22 protein-coding genes and 1 pseudogene are annotated in these 23,556 nt (G+C 45.4%); 6 read left to right on the plus strand and 17 right to left on the minus strand.

The features are described 5' to 3' along the window. Positions 1-104 precede the first annotated feature (104 nt). The 3 genes from H525_RS27605 to H525_RS0118495 form a co-directional block, all read right to left on the minus strand. Positions 105-392, minus strand: coding sequence for a transposase (locus tag H525_RS27605; protein ID WP_245590531.1), 288 nt, complete (start codon positions 390-392; stop codon positions 105-107). A gap of 78 nt (positions 393-470) precedes the next feature. Beyond that, entirely contained in the window at positions 471-602 is a 132-nt protein-coding gene (locus H525_RS29745; RefSeq protein ID WP_155837430.1) for a transposase, read from the minus strand. Positions 603-784: 182 nt separating this feature from the next. Continuing rightward, positions 785-2,296 carry a malate:quinone oxidoreductase gene (locus H525_RS0118495; protein ID WP_027417395.1) on the minus strand — a complete coding sequence of 504 codons (1,512 nt, stop codon included), beginning with the start codon at positions 2,294-2,296 and terminating at the stop codon, positions 785-787. 694 nt (positions 2,297-2,990) lie between these two features. Here H525_RS0118495 and H525_RS24795 point away from each other — a divergent pair. Continuing rightward, positions 2,991-4,332 (plus strand): annotated as a pseudogene (locus H525_RS24795) (IS4 family transposase). A 108-nt stretch (positions 4,333-4,440) separates the two neighbouring features. On the opposite strand, the gene H525_RS0118505 reads toward H525_RS24795, so the two are convergent. Continuing rightward, a complete protein-coding gene (locus H525_RS0118505) occupies positions 4,441-4,989 on the minus strand; it encodes a TetR/AcrR family transcriptional regulator (RefSeq protein WP_027417396.1) in 549 nt (182 codons plus the stop codon). A 163-nt stretch (positions 4,990-5,152) separates the two neighbouring features. Here H525_RS0118505 and H525_RS0118510 point away from each other — a divergent pair, with 163 nt between their 5' ends. The 3 genes from H525_RS0118510 (at position 5,153) to H525_RS0118520 (ending at position 7,203) form a co-directional block, all read left to right on the plus strand. After that, on the plus strand, positions 5,153-5,908 hold the full coding sequence (locus tag H525_RS0118510) for a carboxymuconolactone decarboxylase family protein (RefSeq protein WP_027417397.1): 756 nt from the start codon (positions 5,153-5,155) through the stop codon (positions 5,906-5,908). Between the two features lie 18 nt (positions 5,909-5,926). After that, on the plus strand, positions 5,927-6,670 hold the full coding sequence (locus H525_RS0118515) for an SDR family oxidoreductase (RefSeq protein WP_027417398.1): 744 nt from the start codon (positions 5,927-5,929) through the stop codon (positions 6,668-6,670). Between the two features lie 137 nt (positions 6,671-6,807). Then, complete coding sequence (locus H525_RS0118520; protein ID WP_027417399.1) at positions 6,808-7,203, plus strand: cupin domain-containing protein; 396 nt, start codon at positions 6,808-6,810, stop codon at positions 7,201-7,203. 73 nt (positions 7,204-7,276) lie between these two features. Here the strand turns inward: H525_RS0118520 and merA are convergent, their stop codons facing one another. Genes merA through merR form a run of 3 tightly spaced genes read right to left on the minus strand, consistent with a single transcriptional unit; the run spans position 7,277 to position 9,580 of the window. Then, on the minus strand, positions 7,277-8,917 hold the full coding sequence (gene merA, locus H525_RS0118525; RefSeq protein WP_027417400.1) for a mercury(II) reductase: 1,641 nt from the start codon (positions 8,915-8,917) through the stop codon (positions 7,277-7,279). A gap of 13 nt (positions 8,918-8,930) precedes the next feature. Next, positions 8,931-9,215, minus strand: a complete 285-nt coding sequence (locus H525_RS24800) for a hypothetical protein (RefSeq protein WP_081413498.1) — start codon at positions 9,213-9,215, stop codon at positions 8,931-8,933. Continuing rightward, the gene (gene merR / locus H525_RS0118535) at positions 9,182-9,580 is read right to left on the minus strand and encodes a mercury resistance transcriptional regulator MerR (protein ID WP_027417401.1); all 399 of its coding nucleotides are present in this window, start codon (positions 9,578-9,580) and stop codon (positions 9,182-9,184) included. The genes H525_RS24800 and merR overlap by 34 nt, the downstream gene beginning before the upstream one ends. A gap of 1,048 nt (positions 9,581-10,628) precedes the next feature. Here merR and H525_RS0118545 point away from each other — a divergent pair. Next, on the plus strand, positions 10,629-11,387 hold the full coding sequence (locus H525_RS0118545; protein ID WP_027417402.1) for an AAA family ATPase: 759 nt from the start codon (positions 10,629-10,631) through the stop codon (positions 11,385-11,387). A gap of 297 nt (positions 11,388-11,684) precedes the next feature. Here the strand turns inward: H525_RS0118545 and H525_RS0118550 are convergent, their stop codons facing one another. The 7 genes from H525_RS0118550 to H525_RS24805 form a co-directional block, all read right to left on the minus strand. Continuing rightward, positions 11,685-12,038, minus strand: coding sequence for a VOC family protein (locus tag H525_RS0118550; RefSeq protein ID WP_027417403.1), 354 nt, complete (start codon positions 12,036-12,038; stop codon positions 11,685-11,687). Between the two features lie 185 nt (positions 12,039-12,223). Further along, entirely contained in the window at positions 12,224-12,673 is a 450-nt protein-coding gene (locus tag H525_RS0118555) for an Hsp20/alpha crystallin family protein (RefSeq protein ID WP_027417404.1), read from the minus strand. A 496-nt stretch (positions 12,674-13,169) separates the two neighbouring features. Continuing rightward, the gene (locus H525_RS0118565; protein WP_027417406.1) at positions 13,170-13,388 is read right to left on the minus strand and encodes a hypothetical protein; all 219 of its coding nucleotides are present in this window, start codon (positions 13,386-13,388) and stop codon (positions 13,170-13,172) included. A gap of 760 nt (positions 13,389-14,148) precedes the next feature. After that, a complete protein-coding gene (rlmD, locus tag H525_RS0118580) occupies positions 14,149-15,570 on the minus strand; it encodes a 23S rRNA (uracil(1939)-C(5))-methyltransferase RlmD (RefSeq protein ID WP_425387746.1) in 1,422 nt (473 codons plus the stop codon). A gap of 136 nt (positions 15,571-15,706) precedes the next feature. Next, entirely contained in the window at positions 15,707-16,585 is an 879-nt protein-coding gene (locus tag H525_RS0118585; protein ID WP_027417409.1) for a diacylglycerol kinase, read from the minus strand. 236 nt (positions 16,586-16,821) lie between these two features. Further along, positions 16,822-18,147 (minus strand): (Fe-S)-binding protein, encoded by a 1,326-nt coding sequence (locus H525_RS0118590; protein WP_027417410.1) that lies wholly within the window; start codon positions 18,145-18,147, stop codon positions 16,822-16,824. 172 nt (positions 18,148-18,319) lie between these two features. Next, positions 18,320-19,765, minus strand: a complete 1,446-nt coding sequence (locus H525_RS24805; protein ID WP_051331160.1) for an FAD-binding oxidoreductase — start codon at positions 19,763-19,765, stop codon at positions 18,320-18,322. Positions 19,766-19,907: 142 nt separating this feature from the next. On the opposite strand from H525_RS24805, the gene H525_RS0118600 reads away from it, so the two are divergent. After that, positions 19,908-20,597 (plus strand): FadR/GntR family transcriptional regulator, encoded by a 690-nt coding sequence (locus H525_RS0118600; protein ID WP_035101904.1) that lies wholly within the window; start codon positions 19,908-19,910, stop codon positions 20,595-20,597. An 86-nt stretch (positions 20,598-20,683) separates the two neighbouring features. Here the strand turns inward: H525_RS0118600 and H525_RS0118605 are convergent, their stop codons facing one another. From H525_RS0118605 to gatB, 3 genes are all read right to left on the minus strand, one after another. Then, complete coding sequence (locus H525_RS0118605; RefSeq protein WP_027417412.1) at positions 20,684-21,442, minus strand: sirohydrochlorin chelatase; 759 nt, start codon at positions 21,440-21,442, stop codon at positions 20,684-20,686. Between the two features lie 32 nt (positions 21,443-21,474). Continuing rightward, positions 21,475-21,939 (minus strand): MerR family transcriptional regulator, encoded by a 465-nt coding sequence (locus H525_RS0118610; protein WP_027417413.1) that lies wholly within the window; start codon positions 21,937-21,939, stop codon positions 21,475-21,477. Between the two features lie 181 nt (positions 21,940-22,120). After that, positions 22,121-23,554, minus strand: a complete 1,434-nt coding sequence (gene gatB / locus H525_RS0118615; protein WP_027417414.1) for an Asp-tRNA(Asn)/Glu-tRNA(Gln) amidotransferase subunit GatB — start codon at positions 23,552-23,554, stop codon at positions 22,121-22,123. Positions 23,555-23,556 lie beyond the last annotated feature (2 nt).

Genomic DNA, 23,556 nt, shown 5'->3' on the forward strand with positions numbered 1-23,556 from the left:
CCGTTGGGTCAGTCCTAACTCTAAGCAGGCCAGTCGTTCCTTGGCACCAGCTTGTACCGCTTCTTGGATCAGTGTAATGGCATGCTGTCGATCTGAGGCACTGATCATGCGTCCTCTTGGTCCCCCCAAATCGACTGGGCCTTTTTTCGCAGCACGAGTAGGGCTGCTGTCTCCGCTAATGCGGCTTCCTTCCGCTTCAACTCACGGGTTAGCGTCTTCATTTCCCGCTCTTTATTCCGAAGTTCCTTTTGCAGTTGAGACGCCTGCTGGGCAATCCCGCCATTGGCTTGCATACATGCATCACGCCAAGCTTCAATCTGCTCGGCAAACAACCCTTTAGCACGACAGTACTCGGACAACTCGATTTCGCTTAACGTAGCGGTCTCCACCACGATAGAAAACTTATCCCGACTACTCCATCTGTCTGGCTCTAAACCGCCTCCGGGAACAACGAACCCATTGGCTCTGGCCTACTTCTGCCACTTATATAACGTTCCTTCTGACAGGCCACTGTCTCTAGCAATCTGACTTACAGGTTCATTATTTGGGGGTATCATTCGAAGTTGCATTTTCTGCTTTAATTCATCACTGTATCTAGCCATCGTCCGTCACCTCAACCTCTCTTTTTTTACTATACGTATTCATGAGGGGTACGGACAACTATTGTGACACAGGGGGTGGACAATAGTGTTTCCGTAATAAATATAAGCGTAAGGAAATGTCTGAACATACAGTAGAACCGTCCCCCTGTATCCGGCATGGTCGTGACAAATAAGGACCGTCTCTATGCGTATGCGTATGCGTACTGTTTTTTACCCGCTAAGCCAAGCGTCCGCGCTGTTGAAGTATGAATTTCGTGGATAAGCTCTGGGTTTTTCAATAGTGACACGCCATAAGAAGGAATCATTTCTTTTATTTTCGGTTCCCACGCTTTTAGATGTTGCGGGAAGCATTTTTTTATTAACTCAAGCATGACGAAAACGGCGGTAGAAGCACCCGGAGAAGCGCCTAGCAATGCAGCTATCGAGCCATCAGCGGCACTAATAACTTCCGTACCAAATTGAAGCGTTCCTTTGCCGCCGGCAGCAGTATCTTTGATAACTTGCACACGTTGGCCCGCTACCACTATATCCCAATCCTCGCTTTTGGCATTCGGGATAAACTCGCGTAACTCTTCCATGCGTTGTTCTTTCGATAACATAACTTGCTGGATCAGGTATTTTGTCAATGGAACGTTTTTTGCTCCTGCTGCCAACATAGTTAAGACATTATCCGGTTTTACGGAACCTAACAAATCAAACATTGAACCGGTTTTTAAAAACTTTGGTGAGAAGCCGGCAAACGGTCCAAAGAGCAACGATTTTTTATTGTCGATAAATCTTGTGTCAAGATGCGGAACAGACATTGGCGGAGCACCAACCTTAGCTTTACCGTATACTTTTGCATGATGCTGCGCTACAACATCCGGATTATTACACACCATAAATAGTCCGCTTACCGGGAATCCTCCAACATGTTTTCCTTCAGGAATACCGGATTTTTGCAGTAAAGGCAGGCTTCCTCCACCGCCGCCGATAAAGACGAATTTTGCAGTATGGCGTTCGACGGTACCGCTATCGACATTCCGCACTTTCAATTCCCACGAGCCGTCGCTAGTACGTTTAATATCATCAACATTATGTTTGAATTTTATTTCGACGTTTTTACTCTTTAAGTGGTCAAACAACATGCGTGTTAAAGCGCCAAAGTTGACATCAGTTCCAGAATCGATTTTTGTTGCCGCTATAGGTTCATTCGATTTACGGTCTTTCATAATAAGCGGAATCCATTCCATCAGTTTTCGAGGGTCATCGGAAAATTCCATCCCTTGGAACAGGGGATTGTTTGACAGCGCTTCAAAACGTTTTTTTAAAAACGTTACATCTTTTTCCCCTTGTACTAAACTCATATGAGGCAATGGCATGATAAAGTCCTGCGGATTACGTATCAGATTGCTGTTTACAAGATAAGACCAAAACTGTCTTGAAAGCTGAAACTGTTCATTAATTTTTATAGCTTTGCTAATATCTATGGATCCGTCCGGTTTTTCGACGGTGTAGTTAAGCTCGCACAGTGCAGAATGCCCCGTTCCCGCATTATTCCATTCGTTAGAGCTTTCCTCTCCTGCGTTTGCGAGCCTCTCAAACACTGTAATTTCCCAGTCCGGTACTAATTCTTTCAAGAGTGTCCCCAAAGTCGCACTCATGATTCCGGCACCAATTAAGATAACGTCTGTTCTAGTTTGTCTGTTACTCATTTTTACCGTCCTTATACCCTAAGATTTGCAGAAAGGATGTAGGCGCTCCTGCTTAGGCGCTACAGCAAGCCAGGCGCGACCTAATCACACACCTTTTCTGGATCAATGATAACCCTACCATAGTGTATCACTATTATTTATAGATTAAAAATATTTTTTACTATATTATATGATAGTTATAAGTTATTTAAAATCTGGTAAATTTCGGCGGCGACATACTGTTACAGTTAAGAATATTGTTGAAAAGCTTGAGTCAAGAAGCTATAATCTTTATTTTTAATTAAATTTTCAGTAATTATCCTGTATAACTGACCAAATTCTTTTCTTAGCCCACTGCGGTTACTAGTTTTTGATATTTTTATATATTCATTTAAAAATTCATAAAAGTTTAATGGTCAATCTTCAAATAAACTGAATAATCCCATACCTTTTTCAAATATTATTTTTCTTTTATGCACAAAGGACAAATCTTGGTTTTGTATATCTATAAAAAGCAAATTTAGTTATGTAACTATCTCAACTTTCGCAGAGCGATAAGCTATGCAGATCCTTACTATATAAGGCCTAATAGCCATTCAGAAACATAGGTTGACTACATTGTAAACTAGATACAACAAAAATAGAAAAACACCACTTTGTTTGGTAAAGTAATTGTGATGAGCAATCACTACCACACAGAAGAGGTGTCCTCTATATGATAGAACATAAACAACAAAAGAATCAACTCCCTAAAGAAATTCAGCCAGCTTTTACGCAGTTGAAAGTACTACAACACTTGAAAACCGCAGGTTTTAAAAAGCGATTTGGCTTTTCTTATTCGTATCTATTTCAACTTGTCTTTGTGCTCTTGTTTCACCATAAAAACTGGTTTCGTATGCTGGAAAGTGACCGGGGAGACTCTTTTCCTGGCAAAGATGCTGTCTATCGATTTTTGAACCAGGCGAGACATCCATGGCGTCGCTTTCTCACTTTGTTAAGCACTTTTACGGTGGAGAAGGTTCGCCCTTTGACTTCAACCCAACGTGTAACGGCTTTTATTGTCGATGATTCCATGTTTGAACGGAATCGAAGCAAGGCGGTCGAACTGCTTGCGCGGTTCAAGGATCATGCGACGGGCTGTTACTACAAGGGGTATCGCATGTTGACGCTAGGTTGGTCCGACGGCCATACCTTCATCCCCTGTGGATTTCTCTTTACTCAGTTCCCTCAAGTCACAAATCAATGGCATTACCGAAGGGATCGATAAGCGAACATCCGGCTACAAACGGCGAGAGGAGGCCTTACGACCCGCTCCAGAATTGATCCCTGAGATGCTTGATCGTGCCATGAAAGCAGGCATGACTGCTTCCCACGTACTCATGGACAGTTGGTTTACGCATGCCCCCCTCGTGAAGGAAGTCGTCGAAAGAGGACTCCATGTCATCGGCATGGTCAAAGCGGACAATAAACGTTACCAGGTAGGGATCAAAAGTCTTTCGTTACAGGAGCTCTACTACGCGGCAACGCCGATTAAAGGGAAAACGAAAGGGTTCCTCCGTTCCATCCGTACTACATTAGCAGGGGTCCCGATTACGATGGTGTTTGTCCGCCATCGTTCAAAGAAAAAAGAATGGCTGGCTATTTTGTGCACAGATCTTTCCTTAACGGAAGAAGAAATCATTCAAACCTACGGTATCCGTTGGGATATTGAGGTTTTCTTTAAGTGCACAAAATCCTTGCTTCGTCTACAAAAGGAGTTTCAGGGGCGTTCTTACGACCTGCTCATTAGTCATACAACGATTGTATTTTCCCGCTACATTCTACTGGCCTGGCAGCATCGTCAAAGTACGGATCAGCGTTCGTTGGGCGGTTTATTTCTTGCGCTTTGCGATGAAGTTTGCGAACTGGATTGGGCGATTGCGTTACATCACACTGATATTGCGAGAAAGTCAAATAAGAAAATCGCGAAATTAATTCAAAGTCAACTCCAGCAATGGATTTCTGGTTTACCTAGCTACATCAAGGCTTATTTGCCGAATGTAAGCTGCGAAAGTTGAGACATTTAGAATTAAAAAAATTTGGATATTATTTTAGTCAGTCTTGTTCAATAAACGCTTCGGGTTACTTTAAGAACATTTCTTCACAATCTAAAGCAATCATTTCTTTTACTCCAAATTCCTATCTAATAACGCCCCTGTTTGTTCTGCTATGACACGAGCCGGCAAAGGCATACCATTTTTAAACCACCATTCCACTGCACCTACGATCGCTGAGCCAAAAAATTGAAGAATCACATCTTCATTAAAACCGCCATTTTTTCCTTTTGTTACATCCACTTCAGCTTTATACTCTTCGATGATCAAATCAAGAAACCGACTACGAAAATAAGGAGCCCCCTTACTTGCCAACATTGTTGAAAAGAATAAATAATGACGTTCAAAATATTCGAACCATACGTAATTTCCTTCTTGAAACGTCATTTCAGAAGCTGATCGGCAAAGTTCTCGGAGATTGTTTATATGTTCTTCAATCATCTTATCCAGCAGATCATATTTATCCGTGTAATGAAGATAGATGGTTCCTCGATTAACATTTGCTCTGTCTGCAATATCCTGAATCGTAATGTCGTCAAAATTTTTTTCAGACATCAGTTCAGTTACGGCATTTTTTATCGCTTCTTGGCTTTTGGCTATTCTTCGATCTACTTTAGACAATTGAATCTCACCAATCTTTCTATAGATAATCAACAATTTCAATTGATTTGTTGAATAGTCAACAAATTGCGTTCATTTAACCATTGAAAGCATCCTGTTTCTTTTTATAATTATAAACAGGTGTTGATAAATCAATCAATATTCATTTTTTGGAGGTGAACGTATGAACCGTGTTGAAAAGAGCAAGGAAAAATACAAACAGCTATTCGGCGATGGAGTACCTGCCGCATACGCTACCGACCCTGATTTTCAGGACATCCTGAGCCGTTTCATTTTTGGGGAAGTATTTTATCAAGGTAATCTGGACGATAAGCAACGTGAGTTGATTACTCTGGTCGTGCTTACTACCACCCAGACGTTGCCTCAACTTAAAGCACACGTTGGTGCGGCACTGAATGTTGGTCTAACACCTGTAGAAATCAAAGAAGCTGTTTACCAGTGTGCTCCATACATTGGATTCCCAAAAACGTTAAGTGCAATCAATGAAGTCAACGATGTTTTCAAAACAAAGAATATCCCTTTACCGATTGAAAGTCAGAAGACTGTAGATGAAGATAGTCGTTTTCAAAAAGGTCTTGCAACTCAAGTAGAGATTTTTGGAGATGTGATTAAAAAAATGCAGGAGAGTGCTCCATCAAATCAAAAGCATATACAGGATTATCTTTCCTCTTTTTGTTTTGGAGACTTCTACACCCGTTCCGGTCTCGATTTAAAGACAAGGGAGTTGCTGACACTCTGTATCGTGAGTAGCCTGGGCGGTGCTGAAGGGCAAGTGAAGGCACATGTGCAAGGTAACAAAAATGTGGGCAATGACAAGGAAACATTGATCACCGCCATCACCCACTGCCTCCCATATATGGGCTTTCCGAGAACACTGAACGCATTAGCTTGCATTAATGAAATTTTTCCTGAAAATTAAGAAAGGGTGTTATTTATTATGTCAAATATTCAAGATAAAGTTGTTGTGATCATGGGTGCATCAAGCGGGATTGGTGAGGCAACGACCAAGAAATTGGCACAAGAAGGAGCAAAATTGGTCATTGCGGCACGTCGTGAAGACCGCTTGAAATCGCTTGTGGAATCATTACCAAATGCAGAATTTTCATATGCTGTTGCAGATGTAAGGAATAAAGAGGAAGTTCAAGCTGTAGTAGATTTGGCAATTGAAAAATATGGTCGTGTAGATGTACTTTACAACAACGCCGGAGTCATGCCGACTGCTGCACTATCTGAAAAACGCTTTGATGAATGGAGACTTATGCTGGACATCAATATCATGGGGGTTTTGAATGGGATCGCTTCGGTTTTACCCATCATGAAAAAACAACAATCCGGTCATATTATTGCGACCGACTCCATTGCAGGGCATGTAGTATATCCCGGTTCTGCAGTTTACTGCGGCACAAAATTTGCTGTTCGAGCGATCATGGAGGGACTCCGTCAAGAAGAAAGAGAAAATAATATTCGTTCAACGATTATTTCCCCAGGATTAGTGGATACTGAACTTTATACAACGGTTAACGATCCAGTCAATCGTGAATGGTTAAAGAATAACGCAAAAATACCAGGTGTTGGATTGAATCCAAGCGATGTTGCCGATGCGGTGGCATATGCCATTAGCACGCCTGAAACGGTTGCGATAAGCGAAATCATGATTCGTCCAACAAAACAAGTGATTTAATAGCCGTAACTAAAAATGACATGATTTTTCGCCCAACAGTAGCCCTGATGTCATGCTACATTAGGGCGTTTCTTTACAAGGATTTCATTTGGCAACTTCGAGAATTGAATTAAGCCAAAAGAAAGTGGGAATCAAATATGAAAAATGAACAATTAGCAAATAGCACAATTTTTCCGTTAGGACAAAAAGTTGAAGCCAATTTTACCGGGGATGCTTACTTACACACGGTGTTTACGGATCCAACACCTCTTAACGCATCAATCGGGAATGTTACCTTTGCTCCGGGGGCTCGCAATCACTGGCACTCTCATAAAGTTGGACAAGTTTTGTTAGTTACAGGTGGTGAGGGCTGGTATCAGGATGAAGGAAAACCGGCTCAATTGCTCAAAACGGGAGATGTGGTAAATATTCCGCCAAACGTGAAACATTGGCATGGTGCGACAAAAGACAGTTGGTTTGTACACTTAGCCATTACACCCGGACAAACGGATTGGTTTGAACCTGTCAATGATGACTGGTACGACAATCTTTAAAGTGAACGCATCGAACCCATTGGTTCGATGCTTTTTTACTGTTCGGGTCAACTCCGCTTATTACACATCCGTCTTATCCTGCACAGCAGGATAGTTTTGATACATCTTTATTAAAAGTTAACGCCGCCAATTTCAACCCTTCCGCCATGGTCAAATACGGTGCAAAACTTTCTCTTATATCTTCAATGGTTAATCCGAATTTCACTGCCAATGTGCCTGCGTAAATAACATCACCTGCATTTTCAGCAACCACATGAACCCCTAAAACTTTCAAGGTGCGGGCATCCGCAACCAGTTTGAAAATACCGGTGGTTTCCCGATTTACGATGGCTCTTGGCACAGCACTTAACGGAAGAACCGATGTTATTACCTCCAACCCTTTTTCTTTTGCCTGTGTTTCGGTAAGACCTACGGTTGCAATCGAAGGATTTGTAAATGTGACACCCGGAACGGATTCGAGGTTTGCCTTTCGGTTAGCTCCTCCGACGGCGTTATCTGCCGCAATCCCGCCTTCATAAGCGGCGACATAAACAAATTGCGGACCTAATGTAACATCTCCTGCGGCATACACCCTTGGATTGCTTGTACACAAATACTCGTCAACGACAACTTCACCACGAGAACCCACCTGAATGCCCGCCGCTTCCAGATGGAGAGCTTCGGTATTTGGTTTTCGCCCCGTTGCAATAAGTAATTCATCGGCTTCAATCACTTTATGTTTTCCATTTACCGTTACATAAACTTGTTTGATGTCCCCATGTTGTTCAATGCGTTCGTATGTTGCCCCGGTCACCAGGTTGATCCCTTGTTCGTTTAATGCTTGCTTGACTACATCTGCAATTTCGGGATCATATTTGCGTAAAAAGGTATCTCCTCGTTGTAAAATGGTCACTTCCGTTCCCAAGTTGTTAAAAAGGTTTCCTAACTCCAGTCCGATAAAACCTGCACCAATCACGACAAGACGCTTCGGAAGCCTCTTTCGTTCAAGCAATGTGGTGCTTGTTACATAGTCGACATCCTTTAACCCTGGGATATCCGGAATGTCAGGTGAAGCTCCCGTAGCAATCAAAAAGCGTTTTGCGGTCAGTTGGCGACCACCGACCTCTACTGTTTTCTCATCGATAAACTTTGCCTCGCCACGGATCAACTCAAAACCATAGTCCTCAATGAGATCTACATATTTTTGCTCACGAAGTTGGCTAACAAGTTCATTTTTGTACTTGATCAACGAAGCCAAATCCACATCACCAGCGGATGTATGTAATCCGATAAACGGATTTGTTTTCGCCAGATGATGAATCTCTCCCGCCCGCAAAAGGGTTTTCGATGGGACACAGCCAATATTGACACAGGTTCCGCCAACGGTTCCACGTTCAATCATGGCGACTTTTGCACCATATTCGACCGCTTTAATCGCAGAAGCAAAAGCCGCCCCTCCCGACCCAATGATCAGGTAATCGTATTCGCCTTCATCGCCTAAAACCACTTTTTGTAGCGGTTGGATCTCTTGTACTTCTCCAGGCTGATACTTTGCTTCACGAATCGCTTCTTGTGCTTTTGTTACGTCAACGTCATCCGGAAGTTCGAATGTTGCCTCCCCATGCCGGTAACTTGCGTTGATATGGACGGCTCCTATATTCCTTAATGCCGTGGCAATATGTTCTTCGCATCCCGTACACGTCATGCCTTGAACGATTAGTCGATACCTTTTCAAGCGAAGTCCCCCTTCATGATTCTTTCCCCTTTACATCACAACAATGGTCGGTTTGTTCCCGAAACATTTTTCTCCATCCCATATACAGAGATAAAGCAAATAACATAGCCAAAATGACAAAAGTAGCCGTTTGAAACTGTGCGATATATGAACCAATTGCTGTTCCTGCCAACAATGGAATCAGTAAAACCAAATGACAAGGACAGGTTACCAAAGCAACAAGAAACCAGCCAACACCTTTCATTGTCTCTTTCATCATCACCTCTATTTTTCCATTAACGTTTCGATGATAGGACATTCAAACATCTCTTTGTTTTCAGGACACTTTTCCTTTAAGCTAATGAGCATTCGTTCAATTTTTTTGAGATCGTCAATTTTACTTTGAATCTCCCGAAGTTTTAAATCAGTGAAATCGTACATATCCTTGCATTTGACTTCATCCCGATCTACAACACCCAACAACTTATCAATTTCTTGAAGTGTAAACCCCAAGTCTTGCATCCGTTTAATAAAACCGATCCGTTGCACCATATTCTCTGGATACATACGGTATCCAGAATCAGTACGAGTCGGTTCGGGAATCAACCCCAACCTTTCGTAATAACGAATGGTTTCTTTATTGACATTGCATTCTTTCGCCAATTGACTAATTCGATACATCATGTGGTGATCACCCATTCTCATTATAAACCCTGTACCATAGTACATGGTCAATCATTAGCTTATATACTTTCATCCGAAAAATTTAACCACATGATAAATTAAGGCAACAAATCACTATATACCTATCCCCTTTTCCCAATGCCATTCATTTATCAAATATCGCAGAATCAACTTTTGAAATCCCTACTATGTGCATTGCAAAAAAAGTCTGCCTAAAACCGCCCCATTCCCACGATCTCTCTCACGCCTTGTCCCACATGGCTTCTCCGCTCTCTACACCTTATCCACTTTCTCGCTCTAAATAAGTAAAGTGTGCCTAAGAATCAGGGGACAACCAGGAGCAGAACGGGGAAAATCGGGGGAAAAAATCGGGAAAAAGCTTGATATGGCGGGATTTATAAGGGCTTAGTGTATTAGCAAAATTAAATCGTTCCCTGCCTTCTCTTCCCCCACACCCCTCCATCCCTTGTCCCTGCATTCTCTGATTTTTCCATTTTTTGTCGCCAAATAGAATCCTTCCCTGTATCCCCCCTCCCTTACCCCTGTTTTACCCTACTCCCTGCTTTTTTAGGAAAATAAAGTTGTTCCCTGGAAGGCAGGAAAACAGGGGCGAGGGTTAAGGGGATTCGGGTCCATTTTCATGCTTTTTCTCCCGCTATTCTCAATCTTTTCCTCCCATTTCCCTTCCCCTTGACCCCCTCTACATCCCTGCTGTATCGGGCTTTCGCCCCCATTCCCTTACTCCTTAATCCTGCATTTACCCCTGCTTTTTCTCCCGCTTTAAAATAAAAGACACGAGCAAAATTCAGGATTTTAACCCGATTTTCACTCGTGTTCAGGGAACAGTTTTATTTACCCAGGGAAGGATTATATTTTACTGGAGTACATTTATTTTTGACGGATACATAAAAGGGTAAAGGGGGAAGGGATATAGGGGGAACCTCCACCCGTTCTCTTTTTTGTAGAAAACCCACTACAGATTGTTTCCCACATTATTTGTTAAACTTATGATTAGGTATCAAATCACAGGACATTTGAGGGATTCGTCATGAAGAAGCTCAATGAAAACCAATATATAAGAAGTATCGTGCTGAAACGAGACAGTATTCCTTCCTTCAATACATTTCCGTTTCATCTACCGAGTATAAGGACTTTAGATGAACTTTCCTTTCATCCGAATGTAACATTTTTTGTTGGAGAAAACGGGATGGGAAAATCAACGTTGTTGGAAGCTATTGCTGTTGCTATTGGATTTAATCCAGAAGGAGGTTCATTTAATTTTAACTTTTCCACCTACGATTCGCATTCATCTTTAGACAAATATCTTAGGCTGGTAAAAGGAATCAAAAAACCCAAAGACGGTTTTTTTCTTCGTGCAGAAACGTTTTACAATGTAGCCACAAACATCGAAGAATTAGACCGTGAACCAGTTCCCGCACTAAGAATCATTGATTCATTCGGTGGCACCTCTCTGCATCAGCAATCCCACGGTGAGTCGTTCTGGGCGACCTTTACAAATCGTTTTCGAGGGAATGGCATATACATATTGGATGAACCAGAGGCCGCCCTGTCCCCTTTACGGCAACTGTCCATGTTAGCACGAATACATGAATTGGTCTGTCGAAATTCACAATTTATCATTGCTACCCATTCTCCTATCGTTATGTCGTACCCAAATGCTAAGATTGTAGAGCTTACAGAAGAGGGGATAAAAGAAGTCTCACTTGAGGAAACGAATCATTACAGTATCATGAAACAATTTTTTGAGGACAAAAACAGTTTGTTACATCATTTGCTTAACGAGTAAAAGAATATAATATGCTTATAAAAAGCCGAAAGGTATCACTGTGGGAAAACGTATAACATAATCAATTGTACGAGGTGGTTATATTGTTCTTTTTCTTTTCACCTCTGGTCATCCCGCTCTGCCTGTAGATGTCTATAAGACCTTGGGGGATTTTTACAGGCTGAGCACAGAGTGTTTACATCGTCAACACGGAATAAAAATTTGATAATAGAACAATAAAAACAGCTTCCTTTATTTGGAAAATTGATTTGCGTGGTATTTACCTCTCGGTTCCCGTTCCTTATATAAAACGTACAATTACTTAAGCTCAATCAAGTAAAGGGGATTACCTTCAGGGTCAATGAAGTGCGCGAGCCGAGTCGCATTTTCTTCCATAAAATGCAGGAAATCAACACCACGAGATTTCAGTGTTTCAACTGCTGACTCTAATTCTTGTACTTCAAATCCAATAGAAATTCTCTCTGATTTTCCCACTTGAGAACCTTGTTCTCCTGCAGGACGTAGTAGCCAAATTGTTAATCCAGGTGCTTCGACCTGAGCTAAATGCCCTTCAACTTGGTGAGTCAACTTTAATCCAAGGGTTTCAACGTAAAATTGTACTGCTTTTTTAAAATCAACTACCATGACACTCACATTACCACTCTTGAACATTGTATATTTCCTCCCTTTTCCAACCTCAAAAGATTTCGTTGAAATAAATTGATTGTTCTCACTTACTTATTTTAAATTTTTCTACGTAAAAAACACATCCCATTGTTTTATTTGTACATTAAAATGGCAGGGGGAAGTATACCTCCTACCATTCGCTAAGAAAAAATTACGTAATTGTGTCATTCTTAATGGAACTCAACATCAATTCGTTTCTTGGTATCTGCTTTTAATTTCGGCATATGAATTTCCAAAACGCCATTTTTGTAAGTTGCTTTCACCCCTTCGGAATTGACTCGGCTTGGCAAGGCAACCGAACGTTGAAAACGACCACAGAAGCGTTCTTGCCGATGCATATGTTCTTCCTTTATTTCGTTTGTCCGATTTATGCTTCCGCTAATCGTCAGCATATTGTTATCAACGTCAATATTCACATCTTCCTTCTTTTCTAACCCTGGAATGTCACACGTTGCTACGATTTCTGTTTCCGTTTCATGAATATCTATACTGGGATTTCCAAAATGATTTCCGAGGGTTGAGCGAAATGCAGAAAAAGGAAAATCCGTAGGGAAGAAACGGTCAATCTCCCTTCTCATATTTTCAAGATGACGAAAGGGTTCATAAGGAATAAGAGACATAGAAAAATACCTCCCATATGGTTTTTACAAAGGATATACTGCCCAAATCATAATGAATCATTCAACTATTGACCCTTAAAGAGCAAAACGTTATTTCTTGTACCGTACTTACCTCCTTGTCTGACTCCTTTTTTCAAGGTGAACATTGTCATGTTTGATTTGTTCAATTAAATTCTCCAACCTATTTTTCAGCATCCATAAGTAACTGCCGTAAGTCATTTCTGGATTGTTCAGGTAACAATTGTACTAAGTGTTTCAATCCCATACTGTGAATGAGACAAATCGTAAGACGGTCTCTTTCGATTCCATCTTTAAAGAAGGGGATTCCATCCCACAGCTCCCATTTGTGCTCTTCTGACGTGTGTTCATCCCATATCTTAGCGTTTAAGGGTTGAGGTTCTCGTACAGGTATAAGAGGACTTTTCATTAGCATGTTACTACACTCCTTTTTCAATCAGTAACTCTCATTTTGCTAATCTCATTTTCCGCTTTTTCGCTACCGTTCCATTAAATACTCTGAAACTTCATTCAGTTTTGCAAAAAATGCTTCTTCCCTTTCGATTCCATCCACTATCAACTCAAATACTTTGTATTGATTCGGTAATATTCGTAGCCACTCTGATATTTCAACTTGAAAAATGTCCATGTCGGATGCTATTTCATCATGCATTATTTTTTGAACTATGCCATTTTCTACTTCAACCGAGGGATTCACTTTTTACTCCTCCTTAGGACTCTTCGCTTTCCTATACAGTTCTACACAATTTGCAAAGAAGAACAACCGTACCCTTATCCATTACATCAACATAAGTTTAAGGTAATAGCCTGCAACAAGAGCCATTACAATCATAAGAAAGTCCCCAATAAATTCAATCAAGGAGTTTATTAGAAAATTTTTGTCGCAAATTTTATTCAGTAACATGTTCTCCGCTCCTTTCTATACAGTTAGAAAACAAACACAATGAAAAACGCCCAGTCCTATGACTGAGCGTTAATTTATATAATATGGACTTTTGTTGGGAATCCTCAATACCTGCATTTTTTCCCCGTCCTTACTTCATTTACGTTTGTTCCTTATTATACGTTTATGATACCCGCATTGAAACTGGATATCAATACTTGTTTTCCCCTATCCCCTTACCCCTAAAAAAACAGAAACAAAACACAAAAATTTGTTTCTGTTTTTTCACTGCTACTATGTTACGGCATAATAATCTCCTGCAATTTCTCCCCCCTCCAACCCGCATTCCACCGTTCGCTGTGACAATAAAGTCCTGCACAAATCCCGCATTTTCTCGATTTTCCACTCACGTTTTTTTTGCAAAACATTATTTGTATACAAAAAAAGTCCTGAAAGAAAAACTGGGTCAAGGCTTGATACAAAAGGATTTCCCCTTTTTTTATCCCGCTTTGAATCCCGCTTTTTTCAGGACTTTATTATTCCGATTTCAGGGGTTTATTGTACTTGCAAGAGTTTATTGTTTCTTCACAATACTTCTCACTATCAACGCACAGCACTCCACATGCACCGTATGAGGGAACATATCCACCGGCTGAACCTGCACCGTCCTATACCCGCCATCCTCCAGCATCCGCAAATCCCTCGCCAAGGTCGCAGGGTTGCACGATACATACACCACACGTTCCGGTTTCATCTCTACAATCGTTCGCAGCAATGCCTCATCGCATCCTTTGCGCGGGGGATCAACGACGATCACATCCGCCCTGTTTCCTTCTTCATACCAGCGGGGGATGACGACTTCGGCTTCCCCTACCTCAAACGTTACGTTCTTCATTCCATTCAACCGGGCGTTCCGCTTTGCATCCTCTATCGCATCCGGCACGATTTCCACGCCGAATACATGCTTGGCTTTCTGCGCGAGAAACAAAGAAATCGTCCCGATTCCGCAGTAAGCATCAATCACATTCTCGCTGCCGCTTAAAGCCGCGTATTCGAGCGCCTTGCTGTACAGCCGCTCCGTTTGCACCGGGTTTACCTGGTAGAAGGAGCGGGCGGATATGGCGAATTTTACGCTGCCGATTGTGTCGTAGATATACTCCTGACCCCACAGCACGCGCGTGGTGTCGCCGAAAATCACATTCGTCCGCTTCGTATTGACGTTTTGGACGATGCTTTTCAGGCCGGGGATTTCCTGTACAAGCTCTTCCACCAGCGCATCTTTATGCGGCAGCCTGTCCCCGTTCGTGACAAGCACGAGCATAAGTTCACCCGTCGCAAAGCCTACTTTCGTTACCACATGGCGCAGCACGCCCCGGTGCGTTCCTTCAAAGTAAGCGGGGATTCCGTATTTACTCGCAATCCTTTTCACCTGCTGAACGAGCCTATCGTTGTGCTCGTGCTGGATCAGGCAGCTTTCCATATCGATGATTTCGTGCGTGCGCTGGGCATAGAACCCGCCAATCAGGCCGCCTTCCTCTTCACCAATCGGCACCTGGGCCTTGTTCCGGTAGCGCCACGGATTTTCCATCCCGATCGTCGGATGTACGGGTACGCCCTCGATTTTTCCAATCCGCCTGAGGTTATCCTCCACCAGCTTCCGCTTAAATTCAAGCTGTGCCGCATAATCAAAATGCTGCAGGGTACACCCGCCGCACCGTTTATAGATCGGACAGGGCGGTTCCTGCCGGGCCGGGCTTTGATCTATAATGTCAAGCAGCCGGGCATAGCCGTACTGCTTTTTTAGCTTTGTCATAGACACTGCGACCCGCTCGCCGGGAAGCACACCGGGGATAAAAATCGTGTAGCCTTCGTACCGCCCAACGCCGTTCCCCTCATGCGACAGGTCCTCAATCGTGAGTTCAATTCGTTGATTTTTCTCGACCGGCAAATCATATACCGGGATTGACGTGCGTTTCTTTTGTTGTTTGTGGGCCAAACTTGTTCACCTGAAATCTGTAGAGATTTTTTAACGGATGTGATTTACGAATTTAATCAATATGTTTTAATCAATGTTTTTTAAACGAATGTAAGAACGTAGCGTGGAGCAACTAAGCCCCCCTTACCGGTTCAACTCACCGTATCAACTGAATATGCCCCGGCAGAGCCGTAAACGTACACGGGAGCATGCCCCCGAGTTCACCGTCAAGGTTTAGTTTAACCTCTTTTGGCGAGGTTGCTTTAAAACTCTTCGTCTGAAAATACATGACAGCCGGGTCTTTGATATGTTCCCCTTTAATGGCCATGGTGGCAATCCGGATGAAATCAGCGAGAGATATTTTCTTCAGGATTAAGACATCAAACAGCCCGTCATCGAGCTTGGCATTCGGGGCCATTCTGACCATGCCACCGACCGAATTGCTGTTGGCGATGAGAAACAGCATGATTTCTTCGTCAATGATATGGTCATCCGTTTCAATCCGGATGGGCATCGGAGAGAGGAACGGGAGCTTCTCCATTCCCTTCATATAATACGCAAGCTGGCCGAGCACCGTTTTCAGCTTGCTCGGCACCTCGTACGTAAGGGTCGTGAGTGCGCCACCCCCGGCGATGTTAATAAAATAGCGATCGTTCATTTTTCCGATATCAACAGGGTATGGTTTTCCCTTGGCAATCACCTCAACCGCCTTCATTATGGAGCGGGGCAGTCCGATCGCCCGGGCGAAGTCATTCGTTGTGCCGGCAGGGATAATGCCAAGTGCCGGACGATAGCTCTGTTCGGCAAGGCCATTGACCACCTCATAGATGGTTCCGTCCCCACCTGCCGCGATCACTAAATCAAACCGGCTATCAACTGCTCTGCGGGCTGCCCTTGTTGCGTCCCCATCGCTTTTCGTCGCATGGCATGAGGTTTCATATCCGGCCATTTCCAGCTTGTTCAGGATATCGGGTATTCTTTTGCGGACTTCTTCCCGCCCGGCGGACGGGTTATATATTAAACGCGCGCGTTTCATACGCATCATCATCCCTATGAAAAATTTAACTATTTGTTCATTATTTATCCTATCACAATAAAACTCCTACCACAAAACCAATGGCAGGAGTCTTATCTTTTTATTATATGCGTTTACAACTGCTTTGTGAACCGCAGGAATCCACAAAATAGTAGTACCGTACTTTCATCCGTCTTTTACCTTTCTCTCCCTTGCTCTCCCTTGCTTTTACCTTACTTTTACCTTACTTTTATCACTTACAGCGCACGGTCCAGCAAATCCATAATATGAACCGCTTCCATACGGTCTTTCATCCCCGCCCGGATAATCCCCTGCTTCATCTGCAGCAGGCAGCCGGGGTTGGAGGTGACGATGACGACGGCCTTGGTTTTCTTCACATCCTCCATCTTGCCGTCAAGGATTTTCATTGACATATCAAAATTGGTGATGTTGTAAATGCCAGCCGAGCCGCAGCAGCTGTCGGCATTGGCCAATTCAATATAGTCCACGCCGGGAATGCTGCGGATGAGCTGGCGCGGCTGGTTGCGAATCCCCTGGCCGTGCGCGAGGTGGCACGAATCCTGGTACGTCACGCGCAGCGGCAGTTCTTTGCTGAATTCGAGCGGCGGAAGTTCCGCCAGCAGTTCATTCGCATCCCGCATCTTGGCGACGAACGCCATCGCGCGCTCTTTCCACTCCGGCTCATCGTGGAACCAGTGGTGGTACTCCTTGAGCGCAGCGCCGCATCCACCGGCGTTGTTCACGATAAAGTCCACCCCGGCTTTTTCAAACGCCTCAATATTGCGCTTGGCGAGCTCAACCGCACCGCTTTTTTCTCCGGAGTGCGCATGCAGCGCTCCGCAGCAGGCCTGATTTTCCACAAACACAACTTCACAGCCGGCTTTGACGAGAACGCGCGCCGTCGCCTGATTCGTCTCGTAAAACATGACATCCATAATACAGCCGGTAAACAACCCAATTTTTAGCGGCCGGGTTGCGGTTTCCGTCTCCGTTTTTTCGGAGGTCATTATTTCCTGTTCCACTTTTTCCGGCTTCATCACCGGCTGGCGCTTCTTCCTCTCGGCGGGCGAGGCTATTTTTTCCACCGCCTGCTGCATTTCCGCCATCGGACGGGGGAGCATGTTAATGAGGCCGGTCTTGTTTGCCAGCGTCTGCAGGCCGGCTGTCTGAGCTGCCCAGAGCGCGGCGCCGAGCTTTTCGACCCGTTTCGGGTGCGGAAACACCTTGTTAAAGATAATATCCCGGATAAAAGGAGATGTCTTCTGCTTCTTCTTATTCGTTTCCACGACCTCACGCGCGGTCTCCACGAGGCTGCCGTACGGCACACCCGCCGGGCACGCCGTCTCACAGGCGCGGCAGCCAAGGCAAAGGTACATATTGCTCTCAAACTCGTTATCGATGTCGAGATCCTGCTGGGCAACCCCCTTCATCAGGGCAATTCGCCCACGGGGGCTGGCATATTCTTTCCCCGTCTGCCGGTAGGTCGGGCAGGCAGGCAAACAGAACCCGCACTGCATACAGTTCATCATTTCGTCCATATCAAACTTGGCCAGCAGGCTCATGTTCGTCGTCGCGCATGCCGGCTGCTGTTCTGCTTGTTTTGTTTGTTTTATTTGCTTTTTTGGTTCAATTCTGTCTACTGATTCTATGCGATCTACTTGTTCTATTCGTTCCATTCCTTCTGTTTGTTCTATCCGCTCCGTTCGTTCTTTTCGCTCCGTAAATTCTATTCCCTCAGGCATGGTTGTGTTCGTGTTGGCATCCGCACGCATTCGTCTTCACTACCACCCTTCGTCGGTCGCTTTTCGCAAAAATTTTTCCCGGATTCATTATGCCGTGGGGGTCAAACGCTTCTTTAATTCGCTTCATCAGCTCAATGCCTGACGCTCCGACTTTTAACTCAAGAAACCCGGCTTTGGCCATGCCGACCCCGTGTTCCCCCGTGATCGTTCCGCCGAGTGCGATCGCGCTATGAAAAATTTCTTCAAACGCCTGCTCCACCCGGTGGATTTCTTCCTGATCCCGCTCGTCCGTCAGGCACGTCGGGTGCAGGTTGCCGTCCCCCGCATGCCCGAATGTGCAGATATGCACGCTGTATTTCTTCGCAATCCGGTTTACCTGTTCGACCATCTCCGCCAGGCGGGCCCGCGGCACTGTTGCATCTTCGAGAATCGTCGTCGGTTTCACCCGCGCCAGCGCCGAGAGGGCTGCCCGCCGCGCCGCCATAAGGCTCGCGCCTTCTTCCGCGGTCTGCGCCGTCCGTACATCAATCGCCCCTTCTGCGCGGCAAATTTCAGCGATTCTTTCGATATCCTGTTCCACCTGCAACTGCGTCCCGTCCTGCTCAATGATGAGCATTGCCTGCACATCAAGCGGCAGCCCGATTTTCGCGAAATCCTCGACAACGATCATCGTCGCCTGGTCCAGGAATTCCATCGTGGCCGGGATAATTTTTTCCGTGATCACTCGCTGCACCGTGCGCGCCGCATCTGTCAGATCGTTGTAATACGCGACCAGCGTTTGCTTCGCCGGCGGCAGTGGCAGAAGTTTGGCGGTAATCTCTGTCACGACGGCCAACGTTCCCTCGGAGCCGACGAGCAATTTTGTCACATCATAGCCTGCCACGTCTTTCGCATTTTTCCCTCCGACGCGAATCACTTCCCCTGTCGGCAGCACGGCCTTCAGACCCATAATATAATCTTTTGTCACTCCGTATTTTAAGCCGCGCATGCCGCCGGCACATTCAGCGACATTCCCCCCCATCGTGGAAATGCGCATACTTCCCGGATCGGGCGGATAAAAAAGACCCATCGATTCAACCGCTTTATGCAGATCGGCGGTTATCATTCCCGGTCCGAACGTCGCCGTCAGGTTCTCCTGGTCGATTTCACGCAATTGATTCAAGCGAGTCGTCAGCAGAACAATTCCGCCGTCCACAGGAACCGTCCCTCCGCTCAGGTTCGTTCCGGAGCCGCGCGAGGTAATCGGAATCCGGTATTCATTGGCTACTTTTAAAATAGCCGCAATCTCCTCCACTGACGACGGCATTACCACCGCATCGGGCATCGACTGGTACAGCGGGGTTGCGTCGTATGAATACGCATACAATTCATTCGGTGTATCGAGAAACCAGCCATCTCCGACAATCGCCCGCAGCTGGCCTTTTATTTCCTTATCCATAAAAATGGAAACCCTCCTCGTATTTATTCAGCAGGTCATCAGATGAATTTATCCTCACTCTATCATATAATCGGAAAATTGTGTAGAGTAAAGGGAGGAAAAAATAAATTATCGGATTCATTAGAAAGGGTTTCTCTTGGACATGAGTTTACTCAAAAAAAGTTATCAAGTTGTAGCGGAAGATTTAGAAAAAATGATTCATGAAGGCGTTCTAAAGCCTGGAATGAAAATCGCCACCATCGACCGGCTGGCAGAGCAGTACGGGGTTGGAAAATCGACAATTCGTGAGGCGCTAAGCCAACTAAAAGCGCGCGGCCTGGTGGAATCCCGGCAGGGGGAAGGGACGTACGTACAGAAAAGTGCGCAGTTTGCGCTCACATCGATGCATCCGCTCATCATCGGCAACCGGGAAGAACTTACGTATTTGCTGCAGGTGCGCAAAATTATTGAGACCGGTTGTGCGGAACTGGCTGCACAGCAGCGTGACTCATCGGACCTGGAGAAACTGGAGGACATTTTAAAGAAGATGTCGGTTTCGCTCGAAAATGAGGAGATCAGCCGGATTTACGATATTCATTTTCATATGGGGATCGCGGCCGCAACAAAAAACCCTTTCCTGATCAGTATGATGGAAGGGATTTCGGAAGCGATGAACCATACGATTCGCGATACGCGCAATTTGTGGCTGTACAGCAAGGATGAGTCAGCTACCCGCCTGTATCAGGAACATTATGAGATTTACGCTGCGATTAAAGAGCGGGACGCTGCGAAGGCGAAACGGCTGATTACCAAGCATTTGCTGCGGGTGGAGCATGCGCTGGCGGATAGTTAACGGTGAGGGGTACCTGAAATTTGTACGTAAAAGTTTAGCTCATAGCTGCACTTGAACAGTTAAACGTCAAACGTTGTATCTGGCAATTACTTGCTCGATCCATCAGGCTTGTACCTGGCAACCACTTGCTCGATCCACCTGGCGACTTTTTCATCGGGCAGATAGGTGCTTCCATCGTATTGGTGTGGAATGCCGGCGAGTTTCTGCGGAATAAGACGTTCCGTAAAATAGCCTCCACTTAAAAAAAGCGGGAGAACAATGAGGCGGTTTTTCCGCGCGACCGCTTCCGCCCGCTGCCGGATCGTATCCGGGTGAATCATCCCATACGTGGCGCCCTTAAAGCCAAGCTCCCGCCGCAAAGAAGCGGTCATCCTCCCAACAACAGCCTCCCATGTTTCCCGGTATCCGGGCAGCTCGCTCCCATGAGCGGCGACCATGAGTACTTCCTCCTCTGGCCTGGTGGATAGCCTGCTAATCCGCTCTTTAAGAATCTCAAGGATAAGCGGGTGATCATCCATTGGCTCCGCCCACGTCACGCGTGCCCGAAGCGGCAGCGGCTCTAAATCCGTTTCAAACGAAGGCCTGGGGCTCACGCCCAGCGCGTACCTGATTTCAGCTAAATGGGTGCTTCCGCTGCAGACAAAAAGCGGGACCGCGATGATTTCTTCGACACCCTTCTCTTCCAGGTGCCGGATGCCGTCATAGATGGCCTTTCCCTCCACTAACTCCAGATAGACTGCCTCTAGCGGGAGCCCGGTGTTTACCTGTCCAATCACATGTTCAATCCCGTCTACCCAGCCCTGTTTACGTGAGCCATGGCTGATGACAAGCACCCCTTGTTTCATGATAATTCGTGGTTCCTCCTTTTGTGAAAGGCCTACGAAAGGCCTAACCATCTTTTCCAGAAAGGAAGGCGGGCTTTCTGCTCCAGCCTTTCGATGCGTGCGGTTAAATCTTGTTCCTTTTTTTCAAAAGAAAGACGGTAGCGATTCAATTCGTCAATCACATCCGCCATTTCCTCCATGATCATCTGCACCTGTTCAAACACAGCGGAGACAGACGCGAGCAGCGACTTTTGCTGTTCCAGTATGTCTTTCTGACTTTCTTTTCTGCTGGATTTGTTTAATGCTTCTTCAATCTCAAGTACATTTAAGTCCTTTTTAAAGGCCTGATTAATAAAGCGGAAAATCTCAACCGATGCGGCATAGTAACGTCTGGACGAACCCTGCCCTACAAAAGGAATATATTTCTCAAATTTATTGCGGTAAAACCGGATCGTGCTTTCTTCCAAACCGAGCTGTTTAGAAATATCGGAAATCGTCAGCCATTCGCCTGTCTGCATCCTCCTTGCCTCCTTTATATCCGAATCGCATGCGTCCAACGTTGAGGGTTTGCCTGCCTGCTGTGTATTCGAAAAATTGAAAAAGTCTATATATCATAAAAGCCGATTTGCTATGACAAAACAAATCGGCTTCTCAGCATTTCTTTTACAACCGTTACAATTGGTACATCCTTTTCGCCGATTACAGCTGGGCAAGCTTATCTTTAAGCAGCTGATTGACAAGCCCCGGGTTCGCTTTCCCTTTGGTGGCTTTCATAATTTGACCGACGAGGAAGCCAAGGGCGCGATCTTTCCCCGCTTTGAAATCGGCAACCGATTGCGGGTTCGCATCCACAATTTCGTCAACGATTTTCTTAAGTTCGCCCTCATCGCTAATCTGCACAAGGCCTTTTTCTTCAACGATTTTCTCCGGTGACTTCCCGGTTTCAATCATTTCCTTAAAGACTGTTTTTGCGATTTTGCTGCTGATCGTGCCTTTATCGATCAGCTTGATCATCTCGCCAAGACCTTCCGGCGTCATTTTGATCTCTTTAATCTCCAACTGGTTAGCGTTGAGGTAAGCCATTAATTCACCCATGATCCAATTGGAAACAGCTTTGGCATCGGCGCCCGTTTTTACCGCGGCATCGAAGAAATCGGAAACGTCTTTAGACATGGTGATCACACCGGCATCATAGTCAGGCAGCCCATATTCGGAAACGTAGCGGGCTTTCCGTGCATCCGGCAGTTCCGGGATCGTACTGCGAATCTCGTCGACCCATTCGCGGCTGATTTTCAGCCTGACCAGGTCCGGATCCGGGAAATAACGGTAGTCATGCGCTTCTTCTTTACCGCGCATCGATACCGTCTTGCTGTTGGCATCATCCCAGCGCCGCGTTTCCTGTACGACTTCCCCGCCGCCGCGCAAAATTTCCGCCTGGCGGTATTCTTCATATTCAAGCCCCCGCTGTACGTTGCGGAAAGAGTTCATGTTTTTCAGCTCGGCACGTGTCCCGAATTTCTCCTGTCCTGCCGGGCGCAAACTAATGTTGGCATCACAGCGCAGCGAGCCTTCTTCCATTTTTACATCGGATACTTCGCAGTACTGTAAAATCGCTTTAAGCTTTTCCAGGTACGCGCGCGCTTCCTCAGGCGAGCGAAGGTCCGGTTCGGATACAATCTCAATCAGCGGCGTTCCCACACGGTTGAAGTCAACGAGGGAAGCATAACCGCTCTCCGCGTGAATCAGCTTGCCGGCGTCTTCTTCCAAGTGGAGGCGGGTAATCCCGATCCGCTTTGTTTTTCCATTGACTTCGATTTCAATCCAGCCGTTCTCGCCGATTGGCTGGTCGTACTGTGAAATCTGATAGGCTTTCGGCAGATCCGGATAGAAATAGTTTTTCCGGTCGAATTTGCTCTCATGGGCAATTTCGCAGTTTAATGCGAGAGCCGCTTTCATGGCATATTCAACGGCCTTTTTATTCAGCACCGGCAGTACGCCTGGGTGACCGAGACAGATCGGGCATGTATGTGTATTCGGCGGCGCGCCAAATTCGGTTGAGCAGCCGCAGAAAATTTTACTTTCGGTAGATAGTTCGGAGTGAACCTCCAGACCGATAACGGTTTCGAATTCCATCG

The sequence above is a fragment of the Aneurinibacillus terranovensis DSM 18919 genome (assembly GCF_000430625.1).
GTDB classification, from domain to species: domain Bacteria; phylum Bacillota; class Bacilli; order Aneurinibacillales; family Aneurinibacillaceae; genus Aneurinibacillus_B; species Aneurinibacillus_B terranovensis.